The sequence below is a fragment of the Variovorax sp. H27-G14 genome (genome assembly GCF_046156345.1).
Lineage (GTDB): Bacteria > Pseudomonadota > Gammaproteobacteria > Burkholderiales > Burkholderiaceae_C > Variovorax.
Genome location: NZ_JAYLVN010000001.1, coordinates 1,008,148 through 1,031,461, shown reverse-complemented (window position 1 = coordinate 1,031,461; position 23,314 = coordinate 1,008,148). Strand labels below are relative to the sequence as shown.

General features: G+C 66.6%; 18 protein-coding genes. 3 read left to right on the top strand and 15 right to left on the bottom strand.

All coding sequences use genetic code 11. The features are described from left to right. Positions 1 to 30 precede the first annotated feature (30 nt). Both VLK31_RS04765 and VLK31_RS04760 read left to right on the top strand, forming a co-directional pair. Complete coding sequence (locus VLK31_RS04765) at positions 31 to 1,422, top strand: zinc-ribbon and DUF3426 domain-containing protein (RefSeq protein WP_409167210.1); 1,392 nt, start codon at positions 31 to 33, stop codon at positions 1,420 to 1,422. A 66-nt stretch (positions 1,423 to 1,488) separates the two neighbouring features. Further along, a complete protein-coding gene (locus VLK31_RS04760) occupies positions 1,489 to 2,391 on the top strand; it encodes a carbohydrate kinase family protein (RefSeq protein ID WP_409167209.1) in 903 nt (300 codons plus the stop codon). Between the two features lie 127 nt (positions 2,392 to 2,518). Here VLK31_RS04760 and VLK31_RS04755 read toward each other — a convergent pair whose 3' ends face one another. The 8 genes from VLK31_RS04755 to VLK31_RS04720 form a co-directional block, all read right to left on the bottom strand. Then, complete coding sequence (locus VLK31_RS04755) at positions 2,519 to 3,115, bottom strand: histone H1-like DNA-binding protein (protein WP_409167208.1); 597 nt, start codon at positions 3,113 to 3,115, stop codon at positions 2,519 to 2,521. A 196-nt stretch (positions 3,116 to 3,311) separates the two neighbouring features. Next, positions 3,312 to 4,547: a ribonucleotide-diphosphate reductase subunit beta gene (locus VLK31_RS04750; protein WP_409167207.1), complete on the bottom strand. Its 1,236-nt coding sequence runs from the start codon at positions 4,545 to 4,547 to the stop codon at positions 3,312 to 3,314. A 222-nt stretch (positions 4,548 to 4,769) separates the two neighbouring features. After that, entirely contained in the window at positions 4,770 to 7,685 is a 2,916-nt protein-coding gene (locus tag VLK31_RS04745; protein ID WP_409167206.1) for a ribonucleoside-diphosphate reductase subunit alpha, read from the bottom strand. Between the two features lie 361 nt (positions 7,686 to 8,046). Further along, a complete protein-coding gene (gene ampD / locus VLK31_RS04740) occupies positions 8,047 to 8,661 on the bottom strand; it encodes a 1,6-anhydro-N-acetylmuramyl-L-alanine amidase AmpD (protein WP_409167205.1) in 615 nt (204 codons plus the stop codon). After that, positions 8,648 to 10,222: a sigma-54-dependent transcriptional regulator gene (locus tag VLK31_RS04735; protein WP_409167204.1), complete on the bottom strand. Its 1,575-nt coding sequence runs from the start codon at positions 10,220 to 10,222 to the stop codon at positions 8,648 to 8,650. Before VLK31_RS04735 ends, ampD begins: the two co-directional genes overlap by 14 nt. 4 nt (positions 10,223 to 10,226) lie before the next feature. Beyond that, positions 10,227 to 11,924: a two-component system sensor histidine kinase NtrB gene (locus tag VLK31_RS04730; protein WP_409167203.1), complete on the bottom strand. Its 1,698-nt coding sequence runs from the start codon at positions 11,922 to 11,924 to the stop codon at positions 10,227 to 10,229. Then, positions 11,921 to 12,187, bottom strand: a complete 267-nt coding sequence (locus VLK31_RS04725; protein ID WP_409167202.1) for a PP0621 family protein — start codon at positions 12,185 to 12,187, stop codon at positions 11,921 to 11,923. Before VLK31_RS04725 ends, VLK31_RS04730 begins: the two co-directional genes overlap by 4 nt. Next, on the bottom strand, positions 12,184 to 12,996 hold the full coding sequence (locus tag VLK31_RS04720) for an inner membrane protein YpjD (protein WP_409167201.1): 813 nt from the start codon (positions 12,994 to 12,996) through the stop codon (positions 12,184 to 12,186). Before VLK31_RS04720 ends, VLK31_RS04725 begins: the two co-directional genes overlap by 4 nt. Before the next feature lie 186 nt (positions 12,997 to 13,182). On the opposite strand from VLK31_RS04720, the gene ffh reads away from it, so the two are divergent. After that, positions 13,183 to 14,571, top strand: coding sequence for a signal recognition particle protein (gene ffh, locus VLK31_RS04715; RefSeq protein ID WP_409167366.1), 1,389 nt, complete (start codon positions 13,183 to 13,185; stop codon positions 14,569 to 14,571). 104 nt (positions 14,572 to 14,675) lie between these two features. Here the strand turns inward: ffh and VLK31_RS04710 are convergent, their stop codons facing one another. The 7 genes from VLK31_RS04710 to miaB all read right to left on the bottom strand — a co-directional run bounded on the left by VLK31_RS04710 (position 14,676) and on the right by miaB (position 23,310). Further along, positions 14,676 to 15,482 carry a 4'-phosphopantetheinyl transferase family protein gene (locus tag VLK31_RS04710; RefSeq protein ID WP_409167200.1) on the bottom strand — a complete coding sequence of 269 codons (807 nt, stop codon included), beginning with the start codon at positions 15,480 to 15,482 and terminating at the stop codon, positions 14,676 to 14,678. 402 nt (positions 15,483 to 15,884) lie between these two features. Further along, positions 15,885 to 17,906 (bottom strand): glucans biosynthesis glucosyltransferase MdoH, encoded by a 2,022-nt coding sequence (gene mdoH, locus VLK31_RS04705; protein WP_409167199.1) that lies wholly within the window; start codon positions 17,904 to 17,906, stop codon positions 15,885 to 15,887. Between the two features lie 5 nt (positions 17,907 to 17,911). Beyond that, positions 17,912 to 18,115 (bottom strand): hypothetical protein, encoded by a 204-nt coding sequence (locus tag VLK31_RS04700; RefSeq protein ID WP_409167198.1) that lies wholly within the window; start codon positions 18,113 to 18,115, stop codon positions 17,912 to 17,914. A 193-nt stretch (positions 18,116 to 18,308) separates the two neighbouring features. Further along, positions 18,309 to 19,697, bottom strand: coding sequence for a sigma 54-interacting transcriptional regulator (locus VLK31_RS04695; protein WP_409167197.1), 1,389 nt, complete (start codon positions 19,695 to 19,697; stop codon positions 18,309 to 18,311). A 65-nt stretch (positions 19,698 to 19,762) separates the two neighbouring features. Next, positions 19,763 to 20,377 carry a hypothetical protein gene (locus tag VLK31_RS04690; protein WP_409167196.1) on the bottom strand — a complete coding sequence of 205 codons (615 nt, stop codon included), beginning with the start codon at positions 20,375 to 20,377 and terminating at the stop codon, positions 19,763 to 19,765. A 120-nt stretch (positions 20,378 to 20,497) separates the two neighbouring features. Further along, positions 20,498 to 21,925: a sensor histidine kinase gene (locus VLK31_RS04685; protein ID WP_409167195.1), complete on the bottom strand. Its 1,428-nt coding sequence runs from the start codon at positions 21,923 to 21,925 to the stop codon at positions 20,498 to 20,500. After that, a complete protein-coding gene (miaB, locus tag VLK31_RS04680; RefSeq protein ID WP_409167194.1) occupies positions 21,925 to 23,310 on the bottom strand; it encodes a tRNA (N6-isopentenyl adenosine(37)-C2)-methylthiotransferase MiaB in 1,386 nt (461 codons plus the stop codon). The genes VLK31_RS04685 and miaB overlap by 1 nt, the downstream gene beginning before the upstream one ends. Positions 23,311 to 23,314 lie beyond the last annotated feature (4 nt).

The window sequence follows — 23,314 nt, the reverse complement described above, 5'->3', positions numbered from 1 at the left end:
CGAGGGGTCCAACCCTACAATCGCCCGTTCATGAGCCTCGTCACACGCTGCCCAGCCTGCACCACTACCTTCAAGGTGGTGCGCGACCAGCTTCGCATCTCCGACGGGTGGGTGCGTTGCGGTCGATGCAGCCATGTGTTCGATGCCACGCTCGACCTGCAAGAGGCACCCGATGGCGCGTCGCCATCGCCGACGCAGGGGGGCTACATGCCGGGGCTGGTCGAGCCTTCGGGCGAGGCCACGGTACCCGCACCCACAGCTCCCGAAATCGCACTGCCGCCGCCTTCTTCATCTTCTTCGCTTGATCAGGCCGAACCTGCTGCGCCGCTTGCGCCGCAGTCGGAAGACGCGGACTTCTTCGACGAAGAAACCGGCCCGCTGCCGCTTCAGGCGCAACTGGGGGTTCCTGCTGCCAAGCCATCTGCGCCCGCGCCTGCGGAGCCTGCTTTCTCCCTCAAGCTGCCCGACCACGGCATCGCCGCGGACGAGCCCTGGTCCGACCTCGACGTCAGCGAGCCCGCGTGGCGCCCGCCGCCCAGCACGCTGCCGCCGTTCCCCAACATCGATCTGAATCTGGCGTCGTCCCCGCCCTCGGTGCGCCCGCCTGCGCCGCCCTTGCCGATGGCCTCGCGCATCAAGACGCGTGGATTGATCGAGCGTGCGAGCGACGACGGGGAAGGGGAGCGAGAGCAGGAAGCCAAAGACCACGACCAGGTGCAGATGCAGAAGGCACTGCGCCGCGCCCGCGCCAAGTCGGCCAAGATCGCGGGCGCCAAGGCGCGCGATGAAGCCGCGGCAGCCAAGGCCGCTGGTGCATCGGTGGTGCAGGTGGCCAGCGAGCCCGACTATTCGCTCTCCTCGGCCTTCGAGCCGCCGGTGGGCCATCCGTTCGCCAATGAAGAGGCGCCAGCCGATGCACGGCCGAGCTTCTGGCAGCGCAAGGGTGTGCGCCTGGTGCTGGCGTTGTTCGTGCTGTTGGCCGTGCTGCTGCTCGCCGTGCAGGTGCTGCGCCAGGAGCGCAACGGCATCGCCGCACGGCAGCCCAATCTGCGCCCCGCGCTGGCCATGTTGTGCCAGTACACCGGCTGCGAGCTTGCGGCCCTGCGCCAGATCGGCGACATCGTGATCGAGGGCGCGGCCTTCGCGCGCGAAAAGGGGGGGAGCAACGACTACCGCTTGAGCTTCACCTTGCGCAACGGTGCCACGGTGCCGCTCGCCATGCCGGCGGTCGAACTCTCCTTGCTCGACACGCAGGAGCGTGCCGTGGTGCGCCGCGTGCTGATGCCTGCCGACTACGGCGCGCCGACTGTGCTGCAGGGGCGCGCCGACCGTGCGGCCTCGCTGCCACTGACCTTGTCGGCCTCGGAAGCCGCGGCGCTGCCGCCCATTGCGGGCTACCGCGTCGAAGCCTTCTATCCCTGAGCGGGGCGCCTGCACGCGCCCCGTTCTCGTTTCCTCATTCATCCACCTTCAACCAACGGTTCACCCATGGCAGCAGTGATTTGCGGTTCCCTCGCGTTCGACACCATCATGACTTTCGAGGGCCGGTTCGCCGACCAGATCCTTCCGGATCAGTTGCACATCCTCAATGTGTCGTTCCTGGTGCCCACGCTGCGGCGTGACTTCGGCGGCTGCGCCGGCAACATCGCGTACAGCCTCAACGCCCTGGGTGGCACGGCGCTGCCGATGGCCACCCTTGGCAGCGACGGCGCCTCGTACCTGGAGCGCATGCGCACGCTGGGCATCGACACCGAGTTCGTGCGCCAGCTCGACGACACCTTCACCGCGCAGGCGATGATCATGAGCGACGTCGACAACAACCAGATCACCGCCTTCCACCCCGGCGCGATGCAGCAGGCGCACATCACCCAGGTGGCTGCGCGCGACGACATCAAGCTGGGCATCATCGCGCCCGACGGCCGCGACGCCATGCTGCAGCACGCGGAGCAGTTTGCCGCCGCGGGCGTTCCGTTCGTGTTCGATCCGGGCCAGGGCCTGCCGATGTTCGACGGCGAGGCGCTGCGCCACTTCGTCGACCTGGCCAGCTGGGTGGTGGTGAACGACTACGAGGGCAAGATGCTCTCGCAGCGCACCGGCTGGAGCCTGGCCGAGATTTCCAAGCGCGTGCGCGGCCTGGTGGTCACGCTGGCGGCCGAGGGCTGCGAGGTGTGGGTCGACGGCGAACGCGAACACGTGCCCGGAGTTGTTGCGACCGAGGTGGTCGAGCCTACGGGTTGCGGCGATGCCTGGCGCGGTGCGCTGTTGTTCGGTCTGGAAAAGGGCTGGTCGCTCGCGCAGTGCGCGGCGCTGGGCAACAAGGTCGGCGCCATCAAGATCGCGCAGCGCGGTCCGCAGAACTACGAGATCGATCGCCAGGCCCTGGGGCTCTGATCGTCGTCGCACCGGGGCGGTTCACTGGCCCGGTGAATCTGCCTGGTGCAGGCCAGCGAGCGCCCATGAAAAAAGCCCGACACCGTGAGGTGTCGGGCTTTTGCGCCTTCAAGGCCGCTGAGAAAACTCAGGGCTTGCTGGCCGTGGGGAACGGCCAGGCTGCCTGAGGGTTCAGCGTCGTTTGCGCCGCGGGAGCGGGCGCTACGGCGGCAGCCTTTGCAGGTGCAGCGGCCTTTGCCTTGGGAGCCTTCTTTGCAGCAGGCTTCTTGGCAGCGGCAGCCGGCTTTGCAGCAGCAGCGGGCTTGGCAGCAGCGGCAGGCTTGGCGGCAGCGGGCTTTTTCGCGGCTTTCTTGGCCGCGGCCTTTTTCGCAGGCGCCTTCTTGGCAGCAGCCTTCTTCGCAGGCGCCTTCTTGGCGGCGGCCTTCTTCGCCGGAGCCTTCTTGGCAGCGGCCTTCTTGGCCGGTGCTGCCTTCTTGGCGGCTACCTTCTTCGCCGGAGCCTTCTTGGCAGCGGCCTTCTTGGCCGGTGCTGCCTTCTTGGCGGCTACCTTCTTTGCCGGCACTGCCTTCTTGGCGGCTACCTTCTTGGCAGCGACCTTCTTGGCGGGAGCGGCCTTCTTTGCAGCTACCTTCTTGGCCGGAGCCTTCTTAGCAGCCACGACCTTCTTTGCCGGAGCCTTCTTTGCAGCGACCTTCTTGGTCGGCGCTTTCTTTGCAGTTGCCATTTCTATTTCTCCTTGATCAAGTTGAAAAAATCAACCTATTGAAGCACTCCACGCACGTTGGGTAGCGTGAAGTGATTCATGGCGTTGGAATCTGAGCTCCAGCACCATGAACACCTGAGCCCTCGTCCATGCCGCGCTCTTTGGCGCGGTCGGTGGCAAGGGCAATTCTTGAAATCATTATTTCGTGTCGAAAGATTCAGTCCCAGGACAGCGCGCCACCCGATTGGTACTCGATCACGCGGGTCTCGAAAAAGTTGCGTTCTTTCTTCAGGTCAATCATCTCGCTCATCCAGGGGAACGGGTTTTCCTCGTTCGGGAAGAGCGTTTCGAGGCCGATCTGCTGTGCACGCCGATTGGCGATGTAGCGCAGGTAGCCCTTGAACATGGAGGCGTTCATGCCGAGAACGCCACGCGGCATCGTGTCTTCGGCGTACTTGTATTCGAGCTCGACGGCCTTCATGAAAAGGTCCTTGATCTCGGCCTTGAACTCTGGCGTCCAGAGGCCGGGGTTCTCGAGCTTGAGCTGGTTGATCAGGTCGATGCCGAAATTGCAGTGCATCGACTCGTCGCGCAGGATGTACTGGTATTGCTCGGCGGCGCCGGTCATCTTGTTCTGGCGGCCCAGCGCAAGAATCTGCGTGAAGCCGACGTAGAAGAAGAGGCCTTCCATCAGGCAGGCGAACACGATGAGCGACTTGAGCAGCGTCTGGTCGGTTTCGTGCGTGCCGGTCTTGAAGTGCGGGTCGCTGATGGCGTCGATGAACGGGAGCAGGAACTGGTCCTTCTCGCGGATCGACTGCACTTCGTTGTAGGCGTTGAAGATCTCGCTCTCGTCCAGGCCGAGCGACTCGACGATGTACTGGTACGCGTGCGTGTGGATCGCTTCCTCGAAGGCCTGGCGCAGCAGGAACTGGCGGCACTCGGGGGCCGTGATGTGTCGGTAGGTGCCCAGCACGATGTTGTTGGCGGCGAGCGAGTCGGCGGTCACGAAGAAGCCGAGGTTGCGCTTGACGATGCGGCGCTCGTCTTCGGTCAGGCCGTTCGGGTCTTTCCACAACGCGATGTCGCGCGTCATGTTCACTTCTTGCGGCATCCAGTGGTTGGCGCAGGTGGCGAGGTATTTTTCCCACGCCCACTTGTACTTGAACGGCACCAGCTGGTTGACGTCGGTCTGGCCGTTGATGATGCGCTTGTCGGAAGCCTTGACGCGTTGGGCGGCAGCGGGCGTTGCTGCGGCAGCAACCGATCGCAGCGGGGCAGCGCCGTCATTGAGCGCGCTGTTCGTGCGAAGTGCGGGTTGTGCAATCGACGAAGTCGGAGCGTCCACCGAACGACCTGCGGGCGAGCCGACGGTCGATGCGTTGTGGTGCTGCAATCCTTGTTGCATGTCCTTTGGTAAGGAGGGCTTGACTTCTTCGTCCCAGGTCAACATAGAAAAATCCAATGCTCAAATTATCGGAGTAACGATGTGAGTTGCAAAGTGCTCGTTCACATCGCACGCCATTTATGTGGTTGTTATGTTGCTCGCATGCATCGCGCGATGTCAGTCAATGCCGTCATTGAATGAACGTCGCGCGACTTTCGCATGCACCTCGCTGATTCGCTGAAGCGTTGCGCGCATTTTTCGGATGCGCTGCAACGCTTCATTTGCACATCACTGGCAGGCTTCGCAGGTCGGATCGTCCACACCGCAGAACGCGATGTCGGTAGCAGGCATTGCACTCATCTGCGCTTGCGCCGCAGCGGCCGCCACGTCGAGTGCGCTCATGCCCGAAGGTGCATCGTTGCCCGAGGACACCGCGTTCAGGCGGCCCGATTGCACCGTCGACTTCTCGGCGTGCGTCGCGCTCTGCGTGCGCAGGTAGTAGGTGGTCTTCAGGCCGCGCAGCCATGCGAGCTTGTACGTGTCGTCGAGCTTCTTGCCCGATGCGCCGGCCATGTAGATGTTCAGCGACTGCGCCTGGTCGATCCACTTCTGGCGACGCGAGGCGGCTTCCACCAGCCACGTGGTTTCCACTTCGAACGCGGTGGCGTAGAGCGCCTTGATGTCCTGCGGCACGCGGTCGATGGGACGCAGCGAACCGTCGAAGTGCTTCAGGTCCATGACCATCACGTCGTCCCACAGGCCCAGGCGCTTCAGGTCGCGCACCAGGTAGTGGTTGATCACCGTGAATTCGCCCGACAGGTTCGACTTGACCGACAGGTTGCCGAAGCAAGGTTCGATCGAGGCGTCCACGCCGATGATGTTGGAGATGGTTGCCGTTGGAGCAATGGCCACGCAGTTGGAGTTGCGCATGCCCTGGTTCTTGATCTTCAAGCGCAGCGCGTCCCAGTCGAGCGTGGACGAACGGTCGACCTCCACGTAGCCGCCGCGTGCCTTTTCGAGCATGTCGAGCGTGTCGATCGGCAGGACGCCCTTGTCCCACAGCGAGCCCTTGTAGCTCGAGTACTTGCCGCGTTCGCGCGCCAGGTCGGCCGACGCCGAGTACGCGTGGTAGCAGATGGCTTCCATCGATTCGTCGGCGAACTGCACGGCCTCTTGCGATGCGTACGGAATGCGCAGCTCGTACAGCGAGTCCTGAAAGCCCATCAGGCCCAGGCCGACCGGGCGGTGACGCAGGTTGGAGTCGCGCGCCTTCTTCACGGCGTAGTAGTTGATGTCGATCACGTTGTCGAGCATGCGCATCGCGGTGGAAATCGTGCGCTTGAGCTTTTCCTGGTCGACCTTGCCGTCCTTCAGATGCTGCAGCAGGTTCACGGAACCCAGGTTGCACACGGCGGTTTCGGTGTCGCTGGTGTTCAGCGTGATCTCGGTGCACAGGTTCGACGAGTGAACCACGCCGGCGTGCTGCTGCGGCGAGCGCACGTTGCAGGCGTCCTTGAACGTGATCCAGGGGTGGCCGGTCTCGAACAGCATCGTGAGCATCTTGCGCCACATGTCGGTGGCCTGCAGGGTGCGCGCGGGCTTGATCTCGCCGCGGGCGGCCTTCTCTTCGTAGGCGACGTAGGCCTTTTCGAAGTCGGCGCCGAACAGGTCGTGCAGGTCAGGCACGTTGGAGGGCGAGAACAGCGTCCAGGTGCCCTTTTCCATCACGCGGCGCATGAACAGATCGGGGATCCAGTTGGCGGTGTTCATGTCGTGCGTGCGGCGGCGGTCGTCGCCGGTGTTCTTGCGCAGCTCCAGGAACTCCTCGATGTCGAGGTGCCAGGTTTCCAGGTACGTGCAAACCGCGCCCTTGCGCTTGCCGCCCTGGTTCACGGCCACGGCCGTGTCGTTCACCACCTTCAGGAACGGCACCACGCCCTGCGATTCGCCGTTGGTGCCCTTGATGTGGCTGCCGAGTGCGCGCACGCGGGTCCAGTCGTTGCCCAGGCCGCCCGCGAACTTGGAGAGCAGCGCGTTTTCCTTGATCGACTCGTAGATGCCGTCCAGGTCGTCGGGCACGGTGGTCAGGTAGCAGCTGGACAGCTGCGAGCGCAGCGTGCCGGCGTTGAACAGGGTGGGCGTGCTCGACATGAAGTCGAACGACGACAGCACTTCATAGAACTCGATGGCGCGCGCTTCGCGGTCGATTTCGTTCAGCGACAGGCCCATGGCCACGCGCATGAAGAACGCCTGCGGCAGCTCGATGCGGGTCTTGCGCACGTGCAAAAAGTAGCGGTCGTACAGCGTCTGCAGACCCAGGTAGTCGAACTGGTTGTCGCGCTCTGCCTTCAGGGCGGCGCCCAGGCGGGGCAGGTCGTACTGCAGCAGCTTCTCGTCGAGCAGCTCGTTCTCCACGCCCTTCTTGATGAACTGCGGGAAGTAGTCGGCGTAGGCGGTGGCACGGTCAACCGGCATCACTTCGCGGCCGACGATTTCCTTGAAGATCGTGTGCAGCAGCAGGCGCGCGGTGGCAAAGGTGTAGTCGGGGTCTTTCTCGATCAGCGTGCGGGCCGCGAGGATGGACGCCTTGTAGACCTCGTCGAGCGGCACGCCGTCGTACAGGTTGCGCATGGTCTCGGCGACGATCGGCGCGGAGGTGATGCTGTCGCCCAGGTTTTCGCAAGCCGACTCGATCAGGCCCTTGAGCTCGTTCAGGTCGAGCTCCACGCGCTCGCCGTTGTCCAGCACATGCAGCGTCTGCACGGCGGGCATTTCGTGTTCGCCCTGCTTGGAACGCTCCTGCGTACGGCGTTCGCGGTACAGCACGTAGGCCCGTGCAATTTCATGGTGGCCGCCGCGCATCAGGCCGAGCTCGACCTGGTCCTGCACGTCTTCGATGTGGAAGGTGCCACCGCCCGGACGCGAACGCACCATGGCGCGGATCACGCCTTGCGTGAGCACGTCGACCGTTTCGCGCACGCTGGCCGAGGCCGCGCCCTGGGTGCCGTGTACGGCCAGGAAGGCTTTCATCATCGCGATGGCGATCTTGTTCGGCTCGAAGGGCACGACCGCGCCGTTGCGGCGAATGATCTGGTAGTGCGCGAGGTTCTGGCCGGCGGGCGATCCAGCGGTGTCTCGCTGCTGCTGCACGGGCGACGACGGGATGGCGCGCGAAGTCGATTGGGGGTTCAGGGCTGTTTGCATTCGCTTCCTCTCGGTTGGCAATTCTTGTTGGTTGGCGACGCCGGGGCTGGGCCGGGCCGGGGTGTCGCATCGGTGCTGATGACCGGACGGAGGACACTATATCTAGGGTCTGGACACCCCACAAGCCACTACCGGTAGTGTTTTTGCCCCGGAGCACACACCGGACAAACTTCATTCGGCAAGGCCCGAGGCCAGAGATGCCGCGTGAACACTGGCCTATGTTGGCGCAACCCGCATGGCGCTTGGCTTGCAGGCCGATTTGGGCTTGCAGCCCGCATGGTTGCTGGCGGTGACGTTTGCAATTCGGGTGCGGATGCGCGCCAAGCGCATCGCATCGCGGTACGTCACGCGATTGAAAAAATTAGCGCTGCACCACCTGCGCCGGAAACATCTGTGGATTCCAGCCGAGTTGTTCGCGCAACAGGCGCCAGTCGAAGCCGGCGCCCGGGTCCTGTTTGCGGCCCGGCGCGATGTGCTCGTGGCCCGCGATGAACGCAATCGGGTAGTGCTGCGCCAGCGCCGCGCACAGGCTGGCAAGCGTTTCGTATTGCGGCTCCTCGAACAGCTGGCCTTCGAGACCTTCGAGTTCGATGCCGATGGAGTCGTCGTTGCAGTTGCCGCGCCCGCGCCAAGACGACACGCCGGCATGCCAGGCGCGGTCGTCGCAGCTCACGAACTGCCAGAGCTCGCCGTTGCGCCGCACGTAGAAATGCGAGGACACCGCCAGCCCGCGGATCGATGCGAAGTAGGGGTGCGCGTCCCAGTCGAGGCGGTTGGTGAAGAGCTGCTGCACGGCGTCGCCGCCATACACGCCGGGCGGCAGGCTGATGGAATGCAGCACCACCAGGTCGGTGGGCGCGGTGGCGGGGCGGGGGCCGAAGTTGGGCGAGCGCAGCGCCTTTGCAAAGCGGTACCAGCCGGCTTGCCAGAGGCCGTCGTCGGCGGGCGCTTCGAAGGGGGCGTCAGTCGTCGGCATGGCTGCTTGCGCCATCGTCGCCGTTGGGTGTGGTGATGCCCAGCCGCGCGATGCGGTAGCGAATCTGGCGCAGGCTCATGCCCAGGCGCGCGGCCGCCGCGGTGCGGTTGAAGCCGCTCTCGTGCAGCGCGCGCACCAGAATCTCGCGCTCCTGCTGGTCGAGGTAGGCCTGCAGGTCGGACGGCAGCGGCGGCGGTGCCGCCTTGGCGAATGCTGGCGGCGCGGGCGACAGTGAAGGCCCCGGCGCCGGCATGTCGAAGGCCGGCATCAGCGGCGCGGGCGCGGACGCGGCGGCCTCGGCGGCGGCGGTGAAGCCGCCCATCAGGTCCAGGTGCAGTTCGTCGCCGTCGTTCAGCGCCACCGCGCGGTGCAGCAGGTTCTCGAGTTCGCGCACGTTGCCGTCCAGCGGATGCAGCGACAGCCGGCGCAGCAGGTCGTGCGACAGGTGCGGCACCGGCAGCCCGCCGTCCTGGGCGATGCGCGCGAGCAGCGCGGCGCACAGCGCGGGCAGGTCTTCGCGGCGCTCGCGCAGCGCGGGCACCGCGATCTCGATCACGTTGAGGCGGTAGAACAAGTCCTGGCGAAAACGCCCGGCCTGCACTTCGGCGTGCAAGTCTTTGTGGGTGGCGCTGACGATGCGCACGTCGACCGCTTCTTCCTGCGTCGAGCCGATCGAGCGCACGCTGCGCTCCTGAATGGCGCGCAGCAGCTTCGATTGCATGGCCAGCGGCAGGTCGCCTATTTCGTCGAGAAACAGTGTGCCGCCACGCGCAGCCTGAAAGTAGCCGTCGCGGTCTTGCGCCGAGCCGGTGTACGAGCCCTTCTTTGCGCCGAAGAATTCGGCCTCCAGCAGGTTCTCTGGAATCGCGCCGCAGTTCACCGCCACGAACGGGCCGTCGCTGCGCTGGCTGCAGGCGTGCACCGCGCGCGCCACCAGTTCCTTGCCGGTGCCGGACTCGCCGCGCACCAGCACCGGCGCCATGCCGCGCGCGACCTTGGCGATGCGCGACTTGACGAGGCGCATGGGCTCCGATTCGCCCACGAGCCGATCGAGCGCGGTGATCCCTGTTGTCGTGCCTGTTCCCGCACCAAGACCAAGGGACTCAGCCTCGTTGGCGTTGCCGACCACAGACGCCACCTGCGCCGGCTTGACCGCCGCCGGCATGGCGTTGCGCGCCTGCACCGCGGATGCCACCACGGCGCGGAACTGCTTCAGGTCGACCGGCTTGGTCAGATAGTCGAAGGCGCCGGCCTTCAGTGCCTCCACCGCGTTCTCGGCCGAGCCGTAGGCCGTCATCACCACGCAGCGCTCGCTGCGCTGCTCTCTCTGGATGCGGTGGATGATCTCCATGCCCTGTCCGTCGGGCAGCCGCATGTCGGTGATCACCGCATCGAAGCGGCCGGCCTCCAGGTGCTGCCAGGCTTCCGACACGCTGCCCGCGGCCTCCACGCGGTAGCCCTCGCGCAGCAGCGTCAGCTCGTAGAGCGTGCGCAGGTCGGGTTCGTCGTCGATGACCAGGATCTGCGCCGGGCGCTGTGTGGAAGAGGGGGGAATGCTCACGGCGCTATTGTGTCAGCCGGTTTTCGCTGACGGCGAAGCTGACGAAGAATTCATTGCCCTCGGGGCCGCCCGGCACCAGCGCGCGCCGCTCGTAGCCGATGGTGGCGCCATGCCGCCGGCACAGCTCGCGGCACAGGAACAGGCCGAGCCCGCTCGATCGGCTTTCGGAAGAAAAGAAGGGCTCGAACAGGTGGCGCTGCACCGCCGGCTCCAGCGGCGCACCGTCGCTCCACACCATGAGGCTGGGGCGCGCGGTACCGCCGCGCTGCAGCGTGGTCAGCACCTGGACCGAGTCTTCGCGCTGCCCGGCATAGCGCGCCGCGTTGTCCAGCAGGTTGACGATCAGCCGGCGCAGGTGCTCGGCGTCGAAGCGCACGTCGCTGCCGGGCGCGTCGAGCGCAATGCGCACGCCCTTGCGCTGCGACTGGCGCACCCACTCCTCGGCCAGCACCTGCACCGCGGGGTCGAGCACCACCTGCTCGCCGAGCGACAGCACGCGCTGCTGGCGGGCGCGCGACACGTCGAGCACGTCGTCCACGATGCGCGCGAGCCGCTGCGCGTTGTGCTGCACCATGCTCGTGAGCTTGCGGTGCGCGGGGTCGGTCAGGTCTTCGTTGAGCAGCGCGCTGGCCTGCGTGATGGCCGCCAGCGGGTTGCGGATTTCATGCGCCACCGCCGCCGACATGCGGCCCATGGCGGCCAGCTTTTCGGTGCGGATGCGCGCCTCTAGCTCGCGCAGGTCCTGCAGGAACATCACGCACAGGCTGTCCACGCGCTGCTCGCTGGTGGGCGTGAGGCGCGTGCGCACGCGCACTTCGCGCGCCGCGCCGCGGGCCTGCGCCACCGGAATTTCTTCTGTCTGCGGCGCCCGGCGCGCGAAGGTCTGGCGCGCCAGCGCGGCCAGCGCATGCCACGCGGGCTGCGCATGCAGCGGGAACGGCAGCGCCAGCTTGGCCAGGCCCTGGCCCAGAATGGCGTCGGCCGCCGGGTTGGCCGCATGCACCAGGCCGTCGGTGTCGATCACCAGCACGCCTTCGCTCAGCGTCTCGATCACCAGGTTGTTGACCTGCGCCTGCATCTGCGCGCTGATGCGGCTGCGCTGCGCCACGGCTTCCTCGCGCGCCAGCCGGCGGGCCAGTTCATGCGCCAGCAGCGCCACCACGAACAGGCCCGTGCCGGTGAGCGCGGCCTGCACGAAGCGCCCCGACGAGTCGACCGGCTGCTGCAGCCAGTGCCAGCCGGCGTCGGCCAGCAGCAGCAGGGTGACGCCGGCCGCGGTGCCCAGGCTCACGCTCATGGTGCCGAGCACCGCGCTCATGAGCACCGGCAGCGCGAACAGCGGCGTGTAGTTGACGCTGCCGCCCTGCATCACCTGCAAGGCGGTGAAGGCGCCCAGGTCGATGCCGATGGTCAAGAGCCACAGCGCGGTGAAGCCGCGAATCGGCGGCTGAAAGCGCGTGTACCGCATGCCCAGCCAGCTGGCCACCACGTACAGCGCGGCAATGGCAATGGGCACCGGCTGCATCGGCTGGCCGAGCGCAAAGGCCACGCCCTGCAGCACCACCAGCACCAGCGCAACGAAGCAGCGCGCGCCCATGAAGCCGCGCCACAGGCGCGTGAGCGCGGTGCTTTCGCCGGGGCCGAGGTCGAGCACGTCCCAGTCGGTGACCGGATCGCCGCGCGACCAGAGGGGGGCGCTCATTTCGCCGTGACGGCTTCGCGGTGCGCGGTGCTGCAGTAGACCGTGCCGGCCGGACCGGCAATGGCGTCGGTGGCGGGCAGGTGCAGCCCGCAGTGGCCGCAGCGCACCATGGCCTGCGGCGCGCCGACCTTCGCGGGCGCGCGTTGCTGGGCCTGGGCCTTGGCCGCGCGTTCGCGCTGGGCGTCGCGCATTTCTTCGCGGCGGTTCTTGCGCCAGAGCCAGATGGCGACCCACAGGACCGCGAAAACGAGGAGGTACTTCATACAGGAGGACGCGCCAACACCACTTCGAGCACGAAGCGGGAGCCCACATAGGCCAGCAGCAATAGCGCCGAGCCGGCATACAGCACGCGGCGCGCCGTGCGCCCGCGCCAGCCGAAGCGGGCCCGACCGATCAGCAGCACCGCGAAGGTGAGCCAGGCGAGCACCGAGAAGGTGGTCTTGTGGTCCCACTTCCACATGCGACCGGCGGCGCCGTACAGCTGTTCGCTGAACAGCAGGCCGGCCAGCAGCGTGGCCGACAGCAGCACGAAGCCGGCGGTGACAAAACGAAAGGTGAGCCGTTCCAGCGTGAGCAGCGGCACGCCGCCCTGCGGTTCTGCGGTGGCCAAGCGAATCTGCTTTTCCGCGCGGGTAATCAGCCAGGCGTGCACCACGGCCGCGCCGAACAGCCCGTACGAGGCAATGCCCAGCGCCAGGTGCAGCGGCAGCCACGGCGAGGCCGTGACGTGCAGCGGCGTGCCGGGAAACAGAATGGCCAGCAGCACCGCCGCCGCGCCCAGCCAGGCCAGCGCGCGGCGCACCTTCAGCTGAGGGTACATGCGGCTTTCGATGGCGTAGACAGTGAGCACCAGCCACGCGGTGACCGACAGGGCAGGCGCGAAACCGAAGCGCGGTTCGCTGCCGATCAGGCCATGGGCCAGCACCGCGGCGTGCAAAAGCCATGCAATGCCCAGAACCCATTGGGTCGATTGGCGGCTCAGTCTGGCGCCGGCGGCGGCAACAAAACCATAGGCAACCGCGGTGGCGATGCCCAGCGCCACGCCGAGTGGAGAGGGGATCGCTAAAATCATCGGCTGGAGTTTATCTCCCCCAGGCTTGCGCACTTCGCGTTGCAGCGCCAACCCCCTCACCGGGGGCGACACCCGAGGCCCGGCAAAGCCGGTTCCTCGGTGTCTCGCGAAGGAGCAGCAAGCCGCCGATTTCAGGTACACGACTTTCCAATGACCCGCTCCCGCGGGCAGCAAGGCATTCCGCTCATGGCCACCGCCCTCACAGAAAAATTCTCCCGCCTTGTCAAGACGATGAGCGGCCAGGCGCGCATCACCGAAAGCAACGTGCAGGACATGCTGCGCGAAGTGCGCATGGCGCTGCTCGAAGCCGACGTGGCGCTGCCCGTGGTGCGCGACTTTGTCGCCCGCGTGAAGGAAAAGTCGCTCGGCCAGGAAGTGCTGGGCTCGCTCAAGCCGGGCCAGGCGCTGGTGGGCATCGTCAACCGCGAACTTGCCGCCACCATGGGCGAGGGCATCTCGGACATCAACCTCGTGGCCCAGCCGCCCGCCGTGATTCTCATGGCCGGCCTGCAGGGCGCGGGCAAGACCACCACCACGGCCAAGCTGGCCAAGCACCTGATCGAGAAGCGCAAGAAGAAGGTGCTCACCGTGTCGGGCGACGTGTACCGCCCCGCCGCCATCGAGCAGCTGAAGACCGTCACCAGGCAGGCCGGCGCCGAATGGTTCCCGAGCACGCCCGACCAGAAGCCGCTGGACATTGCGCGCGCCGCGCTCGACCACGCCAAGCGCCACTACTTCGACGTGCTGCTGGTCGACACGGCCGGCCGCCTGGCCATCGACGAAGTGCTGATGAACGAAATCAAGGAGCTGCACGCCGAGCTCAATCCGGTCGAAACCCTGTTCGTGGTCGACGCCATGCAGGGCCAGGACGCGATCAACACCGCCAAGGCCTTCAAGGACGCGCTGCCGCTCACCGGCATCATCCTGACCAAGACCGACGGCGACTCGCGCGGCGGTGCGGCGCTGTCGGTGCGCCAGGTAACGGGCGTGCCCATCAAGTTTGCCGGCACCAGCGAGAAGATCGACGGCCTGGAGGTGTTCGACGCCGAGCGCCACGCGGGCCGCATCCTGGGCATGGGCGACATCGTGGCGCTGGTCGAGCAGGTAACGGCCGGTGTCGACGTGGCGGCGGCGCAGAAGCTGGCGGCCAAGGTCAAGAGCGGCGCGGGCTTCGACCTGGACGACTTCCTGGGCCAGCTGCAGCAGATGAAGCAGATGGGCGGGCTCTCCAGCCTGATGGACAAGCTGCCCGCGCAGATGGCCGCCAAGGCGACCGAGGTCGACATGAACCGCGCCGAGCGCGATATCCGCCGCAAGGAAGGGATCATCCAGAGCATGACCCCGCTGGAGCGCCGCAAGCCCGAGCTGCTGAAGGCCACGCGCAAGCGCCGCATTGCGGCCGGCGCGGGCGTGCAGGTTCAGGAAGTGAACCGCCTGCTCAACGAGTTCGAGCAGATGCAGGGAATGATGAAAAAGATGAAGGGCGGCGGCCTGATGAAGATGATGAAGAAGATGGGCGGCATGAAGGGCATGGGCGGCATGGGTGGACCCGGCGGCCCCAAGCTGCCGTTCTGAGCGAACGCCGCGTCTCTATATAAGAGGGTCCGCCGGTGCGAACCGGCGGGCCCTCTTGCTTTCAGGTCTGCACGTCGTAGAGCGTGTCGTGCGCCTCGACGGGCTCAAGTTTCAACTCCATGCATCGTGCGGCGTGTGACGGGCACTGCAAAGTCCTTTTCCCAGAGCATAGGAAAGATGTCGCGGCAGGTGACGCGAGAAGATGTCGATGTGGGTGTTTCGGCACATACAGCGACGAGGTGATCTGCGCTGGGGCGCAACTGCCACAGGTCCCATCGCTCTGGCGCGTCGCATAGTTCGGCATCCACATTCAGTTCAATGCGGTCTTCTTGGTCCAGCAAAAAGCCGACTTGGTCGAGCGGGATCTGCATGCCCAAGCCGCGTGCCTTCACGTAGCTTTCCTTGAGCGTCCACAACTCATAGAAGCGTTGCGGCTGGCGCGCGGGCGGCAGCGACTGCAGCGCGCACGACTCGTCGGCCGAGAAGACGCGATCAGTGATGCTGAGCGGGGCGGGGCGTGACAGGTACTCCGCGTCCACCCCCAGCATGGCGTGGCGTGTAACCCCCATCACCACCAGCCCGCGGGTGTGCGACAGGTTGAATTCCAGCCCCTGTGTCTGCACGGTGCCCGGGTCAACCAGTTGCGGTCGCCCGTTGGCATTGGCAGTGAAGCGCCACTCCTGCGGGGCTACGGGCGCATAGCGTGACAACACCGTGCGGACCAAGGCGCGTGTCAGCAGGTACTGGTGGCGGTCGCGCGCGAAATGGAACGCCGCCTGTTTGCGAAGTTCATGTGCTTCGAGCAGTGCGCTACAGCGATTGCTCCAGGCGACATCCCCATGCTCGCCGTGGAAGCTGAACCAGAGGTGGATATCTCCGGCAGCGATAGGGACGGGGTCAAGGCACGTCATGAGTGGAGCGCAGCGACTCGGGCGTTGTGCGGGACTCTTGCGGGTACCCCAAAACGTTGTTGATGTGGAGCGTTCGCTTCAAGTTGATCCGGCTGTCGACCTGCCTGTGCCTGTATGCATGGATGGGCAAAACCATCGCGCGTGGCTGAGTCGGGGTCCCTTGCCCATTGCAAGTTCTCGCACAACCAATTCCAACGCTGCGCTTTGCTGCATTGCCAACCTCGCCACGGTACTGTGTTCGGTTGCTTGTCCCGTATTGAGCCACTTTCCTCCTTTATTCCCGCCCCGCTCCTATGGAGGCCACAGCTATTTTGACGCGGGGGGACAGGTCTGCGCCATGAAAAAAGCCGGCGCAATGGCCGGCTTCTTGGGGAGGGTGGAGCGCCTTCTCGGCGCGCAGCCTCAGGCGGTGGCCAGGGCCGCCGGGCGGGCCAGGCGCACAGCGTGCATCCAGGCGCGGCGCAGCACCGCCGGCGAGCGCGATTCCTCGGGAATCAGCAGGAAGCCGCGGTCGCGCAGCGTGGTGCCCAGCGCGATCTGGCTGGTCAGCACGGTCAGCGGAATCGCCAGCAGCAACGGCAGGCCGACAGGCATGAGCCAGATCAGCGCGCTCGGGTCGATCATGGCGACACCCACGGCCAGCATGGCGATCACCACGGTCATGGGGGCCAGTTGCGCGGCAGCAATCTTCCATGGCACGGCAGCGGCTTCACGCGGGGGCGACTTCCAGTCGAGCTTGATGCCGGTGAGGGCGACCAGCACGAACAGCGAGTGAGCCAGCATGCGCACCGGGGCTTGCACGATGGCCAGGCCGCTTTCGAGCGCCGAGCTCTTCACCAGGCCCCACAGGCCACCGTACTGGCGTTGCTCGCCGCGCATCAGCACGGCGGCGATGCCCAGCACGCGCGGCAGGAACAGCAGGCACAGGGTCCACACCCACAGGCCGGCCAGTTCGGCGGGCAGCACATTCCAGCTGGACCCGATGCTCGAGCCGCTCAGCCACAGGGCGGTGCCCAGCGTCAGAAAAGCCAGCCACAGGGGGGCGGACACATAAGCCATGGTGCCGGTCACGAACATGGCGCGGTGCACCGGGTGAATGCCGGGCTCCATCATCAGGCGGGCGTTCTGCAGGTTGCCCTGGCACCAGCGGCGGTCGCGTTGCAGCTCGGCCAGCAGGTCCGGCGGTTGCTGTTCGTAGCTGCCGACCAGGTCGGACACCAGCCACACGTTGTAGCCGGCACGGCGCATCAGCGCGGCTTCCACGAAGTCGTGCGACATGATGCCGCCCGACATGCCGCCGGTGCCCTTGATGGGGGCCAGCGCGCAATGCTTCATGAAGGGCTCGACGCGGATGATGGCGTTGTGGCCCCAGTAGTGCGACTCGCCCAGTTGCCAGAACTGCATGCCCAGCGTGAACAGGCGGCCCGTCACGCGGGAGGCGAATTGTTGGGCACGTGCATGCAGCGTGACGTGGCCGATGGCCTGCGTCGCGGTCTGGATGATGCCGGCGGTGGGGTTGGCTTCCATCAGCTTGACCATGGAGGTCAGGCAGTCGCCGCTCATCACCGAGTCGGCGTCGAGCACGACCATGTAGCGGTAGTCCTTGCCCCAGCGGCGGCAGAAGTCGGCCACGTTGCCGGCCTTGCGGTGCGTGCGGCGGGTGCGCAGGCGGTAGTACACCTCCACTTGCGGCTGGTTCGGGCTTTCGGCCAGCGCGGCGCGCAGGTCTTCCCAGGCGGCGCGCTCGGCGGCGGCGGTCGCGGGGGCGTAGCTGTCGGACAGCACGAACACGTCGAACTGCTTGGCATGGCCGGTGGCCGCAACCGATTCGCAGGTGGCGCGCAGGCCGGCAAACACGGTGGCCACGTCCTCGTTGCAGATCGGCATGATGATGGCCGTGCGTGCCTCGGGGTTCATCGGGTGGTTGGCCACCTGCTTGACCGACAGGGCGTGCTTGTCGCCGCGCACGGAAACATAGAAGCCCATCAGCGCGGTCACGAAGCCGGTGACAACCCAGCCCGAGAGCAGGCCGTACAGGCCGATCTGGCCGTATTCGAGCCAGACGTTGTCGTAGTCGGGTTGCACGCCGGCAAACAGCGTGGATGCGATCACGGTGCTCAGCACGGTGAGCAGCATGAAGGCCAGGCGGCGTTGGGCCGCGGCACGTTGCCAGGGCTGCTTGGCTTGGGTGGTGGGTGTGGTTGCCTGCACGCCGGCTTCGGCGTTGCGCCCGGCACCCAGCTTCACCAAGGCGGCGGTGCCCAGGCTGTTCCAGAAACCGCGCCAGGGGCGCGGCGTCATGGAGCCGCGGTTGACCGGAGGAGCGGTCGCGGCGTTGGGGTGACGCTCTTCACGCACCGCGCTGCGGTGCGAAAAGTCGCTGTCGGCCAGAACATTCAATTGCGAAAAGTCGTTTGGCTTCATGGGATTTACCAACGTTGCTTGTCGAGGGAAGGGGTGTCGCCAATGGCAGGAAAGCGCTTGATCACGCAATCCGGTTCGGCGCCGCCAGCGCTTGCGAGCGCGGCCAGCGAATAGCCCGCGGCACGGGGCCGCGAGGGGGAAAACTGCTTTTGACGCAGGCCGTCGCGCTGCTGGCGCAGTGCGAAAGTTGGGCTGGTGAGTGCTGTCATGCCAGTACAGGGGCAAACCCTGTGCCAGGCTGGAAAAACGCTTTCAGGTCAACGACTTACGTCGAGGCGAAGGCTTTTTTCGGGGTTGGAGGCCGCTGGAAGGGCGCCAAACCCCTGTTTTTGTCGCCGAATCCCGACAAGGCTGAGAGGCCCTGAGGGAATGGCTATATAAATCAACGACTTAGGTACGTCGCTACTCAGCGACAGGCTCGCTGCCATTAGCGACAGCGTCGGCCTTGAAGTGACCCGGCGTGAGCTCGTGCTTTTGCAGCAGGCGGTAGAACTCGGTGCGGTTGCGGTCCGCCAGGCGGGCCGCGTCGGCCACGTTGCCGTCGGTCAGTTTCAGCAGGCCGACCAGGTAATCGCGCTCGAAACGCTGCTTGGCGTCGGCATAGGTCTGCACCTCCACCGTGGGCACGCGCAGCGCCCGCTGCACCAGCGCCAGCGGAATCAGCGGCGAGCTCGACAGCGCGCACACCTGTTCCACCACGTTGAACAGCTGTCGCACATTGCCCGGCCAGGCGGCCGTGGTGAGCGCCTTCAGCGCCTCGGGCGCAAAACCCGACAGCCGCTTGCCGTACTTGGTCGACAGGCGCTGCAGAAAGTGATTGGCCAGCAGCGGAATGTCCTCGCGCCGCGCCGACAGCGGCGGCAGCGTGAGCGTGACCACGTTCAGGCGGTAGTAGAGGTCTTCGCGGAACTGGCCGGCTTCCATGGCGGCGTCCAGGTCGCGGTGGGTGGCCGAGACGATGCGCACGTCCACCTCGATCGACTGGCTCGCCCCCAGCGGGCGCACCGCGCGCTCCTGCAGCACGCGCAGCAGCTTGACCTGCAGGGCGGGCGGCATGTCGCCGATTTCGTCCAGCAGCAAGGTGCCGCCGTCGGCCTGCTGGAACAGGCCCTTGTGGTTGGCATGGGCGTCGGTGAAGGCGCCCTTCATGTGGCCGAACAGCTCCGACTCCAGCAGCGCTTCAGGAATGGCGCCGCAATTGACCGCCACGAAGGGCTTGTCGGCGCGCGCGCTGGCTTTGTGGATGGCGCGCGCCAGCAGTTCCTTGCCCGCGCCGGAGTCGCCGCGCAGCAGCACCGAGGCGTCCGACTTGGCGACCATGCGGGCCTCGGCCAGCAGCTCGGCCATGCGGTTGCTGCGGCTCACGATCTCGGAGCGCCAGCTGTCGTCGCCGGTCTTGCTGGGCGTGGTGGTGGGTGCGCCCAGCGCCAGCGCCTGCGCAATCTTTTCGAGCAGCTCGCGCCCGTCGTAGGGCTTGGTGAGGTAGGTGAACACACCGCGCGCCGTGGCCTCGACCGCGTCCGGGATGGTGCCGTGCGCGGTCAGCAGAATGACCGGCAGCGACGGATGCCGCTTGCGAATTTCGTCGAAAAGCTGCAGCCCGTCGCGCCCGGGCAGGCGCACGTCGCTCAGCACCAGTTGCGGATGTTCTATTTCAAGCTGCGTGAGCGCGGTTTCGGCCGAGGTCACGGCCGTGACCTGGTAGCCCGCCGAGCTCAGCCGCATGGAGAGCAGCCGCAGCATGTCCGGGTCGTCGTCGACCACGAGAAGGCGGGCACCGGTGTTGCTCATTCAAAAACCTCCGTGCGTCGCACCGCGGTGCGCGCTTGGTTGCTTGGGGCCGCCCGGCGCTGCGCTCACGGGGTCGGTTTGCTTGCGTTCGGCGCCGCCGGAGCGGCCGGCGCCATGTTGGGCCGGGCAAAGCTGCGCTCGATGGCGCGCAGGGCTTCGATGCGGTCGTTCAGCTGGTCGATGCGGCGCTGGCTGTCGCGCAGCTGCTGCACTTGCTTGTCGCGGTCGTCTTCCACGCGGCGCTGCTCCACGTAGCGCGCGGCCAGGGCGCGCGCGAGCGGCTGCAGCGGCTGCGCCTCGGGCGAGGGGTTGGCAACGACGCGCTGCATCAGCCCCAGCGCGCGCGCCAGGTCGGCCGGCACGCGGGTCTGCGAGAGCAGCAGCGCCAGCTGCATCTGGGTGGTGGGCGAATCGCCGGGGTCGCCCAGGCGCGAGATTTCGGCACTCAGGTCGCCACCGTTGAGCGAGCGCATCTTGTCGGCATACGACAGCATGGCCGCCACCGGCCCCTGCGTGATGAGCGTGAACAGCGAGGCGGGCTGCGTGGCAGGCGCGCGGGGCTCGGCCTCGACCGGCATCACGCGCGGCACCACCACCGGCGGCGGCAGCGCATCGGCTTCCGCGGGCGGCTTGGGCTGAACGGCGCAGGCGGCCAGCAACAGGACGAAAGGCACGGTCATCGCCCCGGCAAGGAAGGGGCGGCGGACGAACGAAAAAAGCATGGGTCGAAGAAAGGACGCGAGGCGGTGAGGCGGTGTTGCGATGGGGGAGCAGAAAGCGGGGTGACTGGAGCGGCGTTGTCAGGCCGTGCGCGGCAGTTCGATGCGAAAGCGTGCACCGGGACCGTCAGGCTGCAGGGTGATGCGGCCCCCGTGGGCTGCAATGTACTCCTGCACGATGGAAAGTCCGATGCCGGTACCCTTCACCGTGTGCTCTGGCTGGCGCTCGCCGCGAAAGAACGGTTCGAAGATCCGGTCGCGGTCGCCTTCGGCAATGCCCGGCCCCGCGTCGTTCACGTCAATGTAGACGGCCTCGGGCGTCCCCGACACGGCCAGGGTGATGACACCGCCGGTTACCGAAAAGCGAATGGCGTTGCTCAACAAGTTGGCAATGGCGGTGCCGAGCTTGGTGCGGTCCACCGTGATGGCAATGGGCTGGCCCTCGGCGCGCACGCGCAGGCCATGCGACTGCCATTGCAGGCGCTGGGCCTCGATCTGTTCCTCGATGAGCGGCAGCAGCTCGGTGCGTTCGCGGCGCAGTTCGCGCGCCTCGAAGGCGGCGGCGTTGAAGCGCAGCAGCGCCTCGATCTGGCCCTGCAAGGAAATGGTGTTCTGCTGCAGGATCTGCGCCACCTCCAGCTGCGCGGGGTTCATCGGGCCGGGCACGCCGTCTTCGAGCAGCGACACGCCTTCGCGCAGCGCGGCCAGCGGCGTCTTCAGCTCGTGCGACACGTGGCGCAGAAAGCGCGCCTTGTCGGCGTCGAGTTCAGTGAGCCGCAGGCGCAGCCATTCGAGCTGCTGCGACACGCGCCGCACGTCGGCCGGGCCGCGAATGTCGATGGGCTCGTCCAGCCGGTTCTGCCCCAGGCCCACGATGGCGTGCTCCAGCCGCTTGAACGGCCGCGCCAGCCAGATGCCGAAGGCCAGCGCCAGCGACACGGCCAGCACGCTGGCGGCCACCACTTCGCGCATCAGCCGGCGGCGTGCGTTTTCGATGCGCTTGGCCAGCGCGTCGTTCTGGGTTTCGATGAGGAACTGCGCCTGCTGCGCCAGGTTGGTGTTCAGCGCGTCGAGTTCGCGGAACTGCATGGCCATGGTGCTTTCGCGGGCCAGCGCGCTGTCGGCGTTGCCGCTCATCAGGCCCTCGATCACGCCGAGCTGGGTGCGCCACATCTCGATGCCGGCGGGCGCCAGGCCGTTGTTCTCCAGCCGCTCCAGCACCTGGTGCGCTTCGCGCGCGGCGTCGTCGAAACGGCGGCGCAGCACGGCGTCGTTCAGCACCAGCGACTGGCGCCCGGCGCGCTCCATGGCCGCGCTGCGTTCGGCCAGCGACTGCGCCGCGCCCGACAGGCGCAGCGCGCGCGCGGCCGCGTCGCGGCTTTGCGTCATGAGCACGTCGTACTGCAGCACCGAGCGCAACGCCACGCCGACCAGCAGCGCGGTGATCAGCAAAAAGGCGAACAGCAGCAACTGCTGGAACGAGCCCCGGATGGACGGACGCTTCGCCATCAGTGGGCGAGCGCCGCGGCGGCAGCGGAGGCCGGGGCCGTGGCGCCAAGGGCCAGCTCCGACTCGCGCGTCAGCACCTCCCCGCGCAGCGTGTACCCCACCGAGCGCGTGATGCGCAGGTCGGTCATCTGGCCGATCAGGCGCGCGTCGCCCTCGAAGTTGACGACCCGGTTGCAGGCGGTGCGGCCCATGAGCTCGTTGGCGTCCTTGCGCGAGGCGCCTTCCACCAGCACGCGCTGGGTGCTGTCCACCAGCGCGTCGCCGAAGCGGTGCACGTTGCCGTCGATCACGCGCTGCAGCGTCTGCAGGCGCGCGAGCTTCACCGCGTGCGGCGTGTCGTCGTGCAGCGCGGCGGCCGGCGTGCCGGGACGCGGGCTGAAGATGAAGCTGAAGCTGTTGTCGAACTGGCAGTCGTCGATGAGCTTCATCATCTTGGCAAAGTCTTCGTCGGTCTCGCCGGGGAAGCCGACGATGAAGTCGCTGCTCAGGGCCAGGTCGGGGCGAATGGCGCGCAGCTTGCGCACCGTGCTCTTGTATTCCATGGCGGTGTAGCCGCGCTTCATGGCCATCAGGATGCGGTCGCTGCCGTGCTGCACCGGCAGGTGCAAATGGCTCACCAGTTGCGGCACCTTGGCGTAGGCCTCGATCAGGCGCGGCGTGAACTCGTTCGGGTGGCTGGTGGTGTAGCGGATGCGCTCGATGCCGGGGATTTCGGCCACGTATTCGATGAGCAGCGCGAAGTCGGCAATTTCAGCCGTGTCGCCCATCGTGCCGCGGTAGGCGTTCACGTTCTGGCCCAGCAGCGTGATCTCGCGCACGCCCTGGTCGGCCAGGCCGGCAATTTCGACCAGCACGTCGTCCAGCGGGCGGTTCACTTCCTCGCCGCGGGTGTAGGGCACCACGCAGTAGCTGCAGTACTTGGAGCAGCCTTCCATGATCGACACGAAGGCCGTCGAGCCCTCGACGCGCGCGGGCGGCAGGTGGTCGAACTTCTCGATCTCGGGAAAGCTGATGTCCACCTGCGGGCGGCCCAGGCGCTCGCGGTCGTTCAGCATTTCGGGCAGGCGGTGCAATGTTTGCGGGCCGAACACGATGTCCACGTAAGGGGCGCGCGCAATGATCGCCTGGCCCTCCTGGCTGGCCACGCAGCCACCCACGCCAATCTTCACGCCCTTGGCCTTCAGGTGCTTCACGCGGCCGAGGTCGGAGAACACCTTCTCCTGTGCCTTCTCGCGCACCGAGCAGGTGTTGAACAGGATGAGGTCGGCCTCGTCCACGTTCTGCGTGGGCTCGTAGCCCTGCGCGGCGTGCAGCACGTCGGCCATCTTGTCCGAGTCGTACTCGTTCATCTGGCAGCCGAAGGTCTTGATGAATACTTTTTTCATGGGG

Coding starts and splice junctions, on each gene's coding strand:
- VLK31_RS04730 (WP_409167203.1), bottom strand. CDS start 11,924: ATGAGCGCCCCCCTCTGGTCGCGCGGCGATCCGGTCACCGACTGGGAC.
- VLK31_RS04685 (WP_409167195.1), bottom strand. CDS start 21,925: ATGGCGAAGCGTCCGTCCATCCGGGGCTCGTTCCAGCAGTTGCTGCTG.
- ffh (WP_409167366.1), top strand. CDS start 13,183: ATGGCCACCGCCCTCACAGAAAAATTCTCCCGCCTTGTCAAGACGATG.
- VLK31_RS04750 (WP_409167207.1), bottom strand. CDS start 4,547: ATGTTGACCTGGGACGAAGAAGTCAAGCCCTCCTTACCAAAGGACATG.
- VLK31_RS04760 (WP_409167209.1), top strand. CDS start 1,489: ATGGCAGCAGTGATTTGCGGTTCCCTCGCGTTCGACACCATCATGACT.
- VLK31_RS04765 (WP_409167210.1), top strand. CDS start 31: ATGAGCCTCGTCACACGCTGCCCAGCCTGCACCACTACCTTCAAGGTG.
- VLK31_RS04710 (WP_409167200.1), bottom strand. CDS start 15,482: ATGACGTGCCTTGACCCCGTCCCTATCGCTGCCGGAGATATCCACCTC.
- VLK31_RS04695 (WP_409167197.1), bottom strand. CDS start 19,697: ATGAGCAACACCGGTGCCCGCCTTCTCGTGGTCGACGACGACCCGGAC.
- VLK31_RS04745 (WP_409167206.1), bottom strand. CDS start 7,685: ATGCAAACAGCCCTGAACCCCCAATCGACTTCGCGCGCCATCCCGTCG.
- VLK31_RS04720 (WP_409167201.1), bottom strand. CDS start 12,996: ATGATTTTAGCGATCCCCTCTCCACTCGGCGTGGCGCTGGGCATCGCC.
- miaB (WP_409167194.1), bottom strand. CDS start 23,310: ATGAAAAAAGTATTCATCAAGACCTTCGGCTGCCAGATGAACGAGTAC.
- VLK31_RS04690 (WP_409167196.1), bottom strand. CDS start 20,377: ATGACCGTGCCTTTCGTCCTGTTGCTGGCCGCCTGCGCCGTTCAGCCC.
- VLK31_RS04725 (WP_409167202.1), bottom strand. CDS start 12,187: ATGAAGTACCTCCTCGTTTTCGCGGTCCTGTGGGTCGCCATCTGGCTC.
- ampD (WP_409167205.1), bottom strand. CDS start 8,661: ATGCCGACGACTGACGCCCCCTTCGAAGCGCCCGCCGACGACGGCCTC.
- VLK31_RS04755 (WP_409167208.1), bottom strand. CDS start 3,115: ATGGCAACTGCAAAGAAAGCGCCGACCAAGAAGGTCGCTGCAAAGAAG.
- VLK31_RS04700 (WP_409167198.1), bottom strand. CDS start 18,115: ATGACAGCACTCACCAGCCCAACTTTCGCACTGCGCCAGCAGCGCGAC.
- mdoH (WP_409167199.1), bottom strand. CDS start 17,906: ATGAAGCCAAACGACTTTTCGCAATTGAATGTTCTGGCCGACAGCGAC.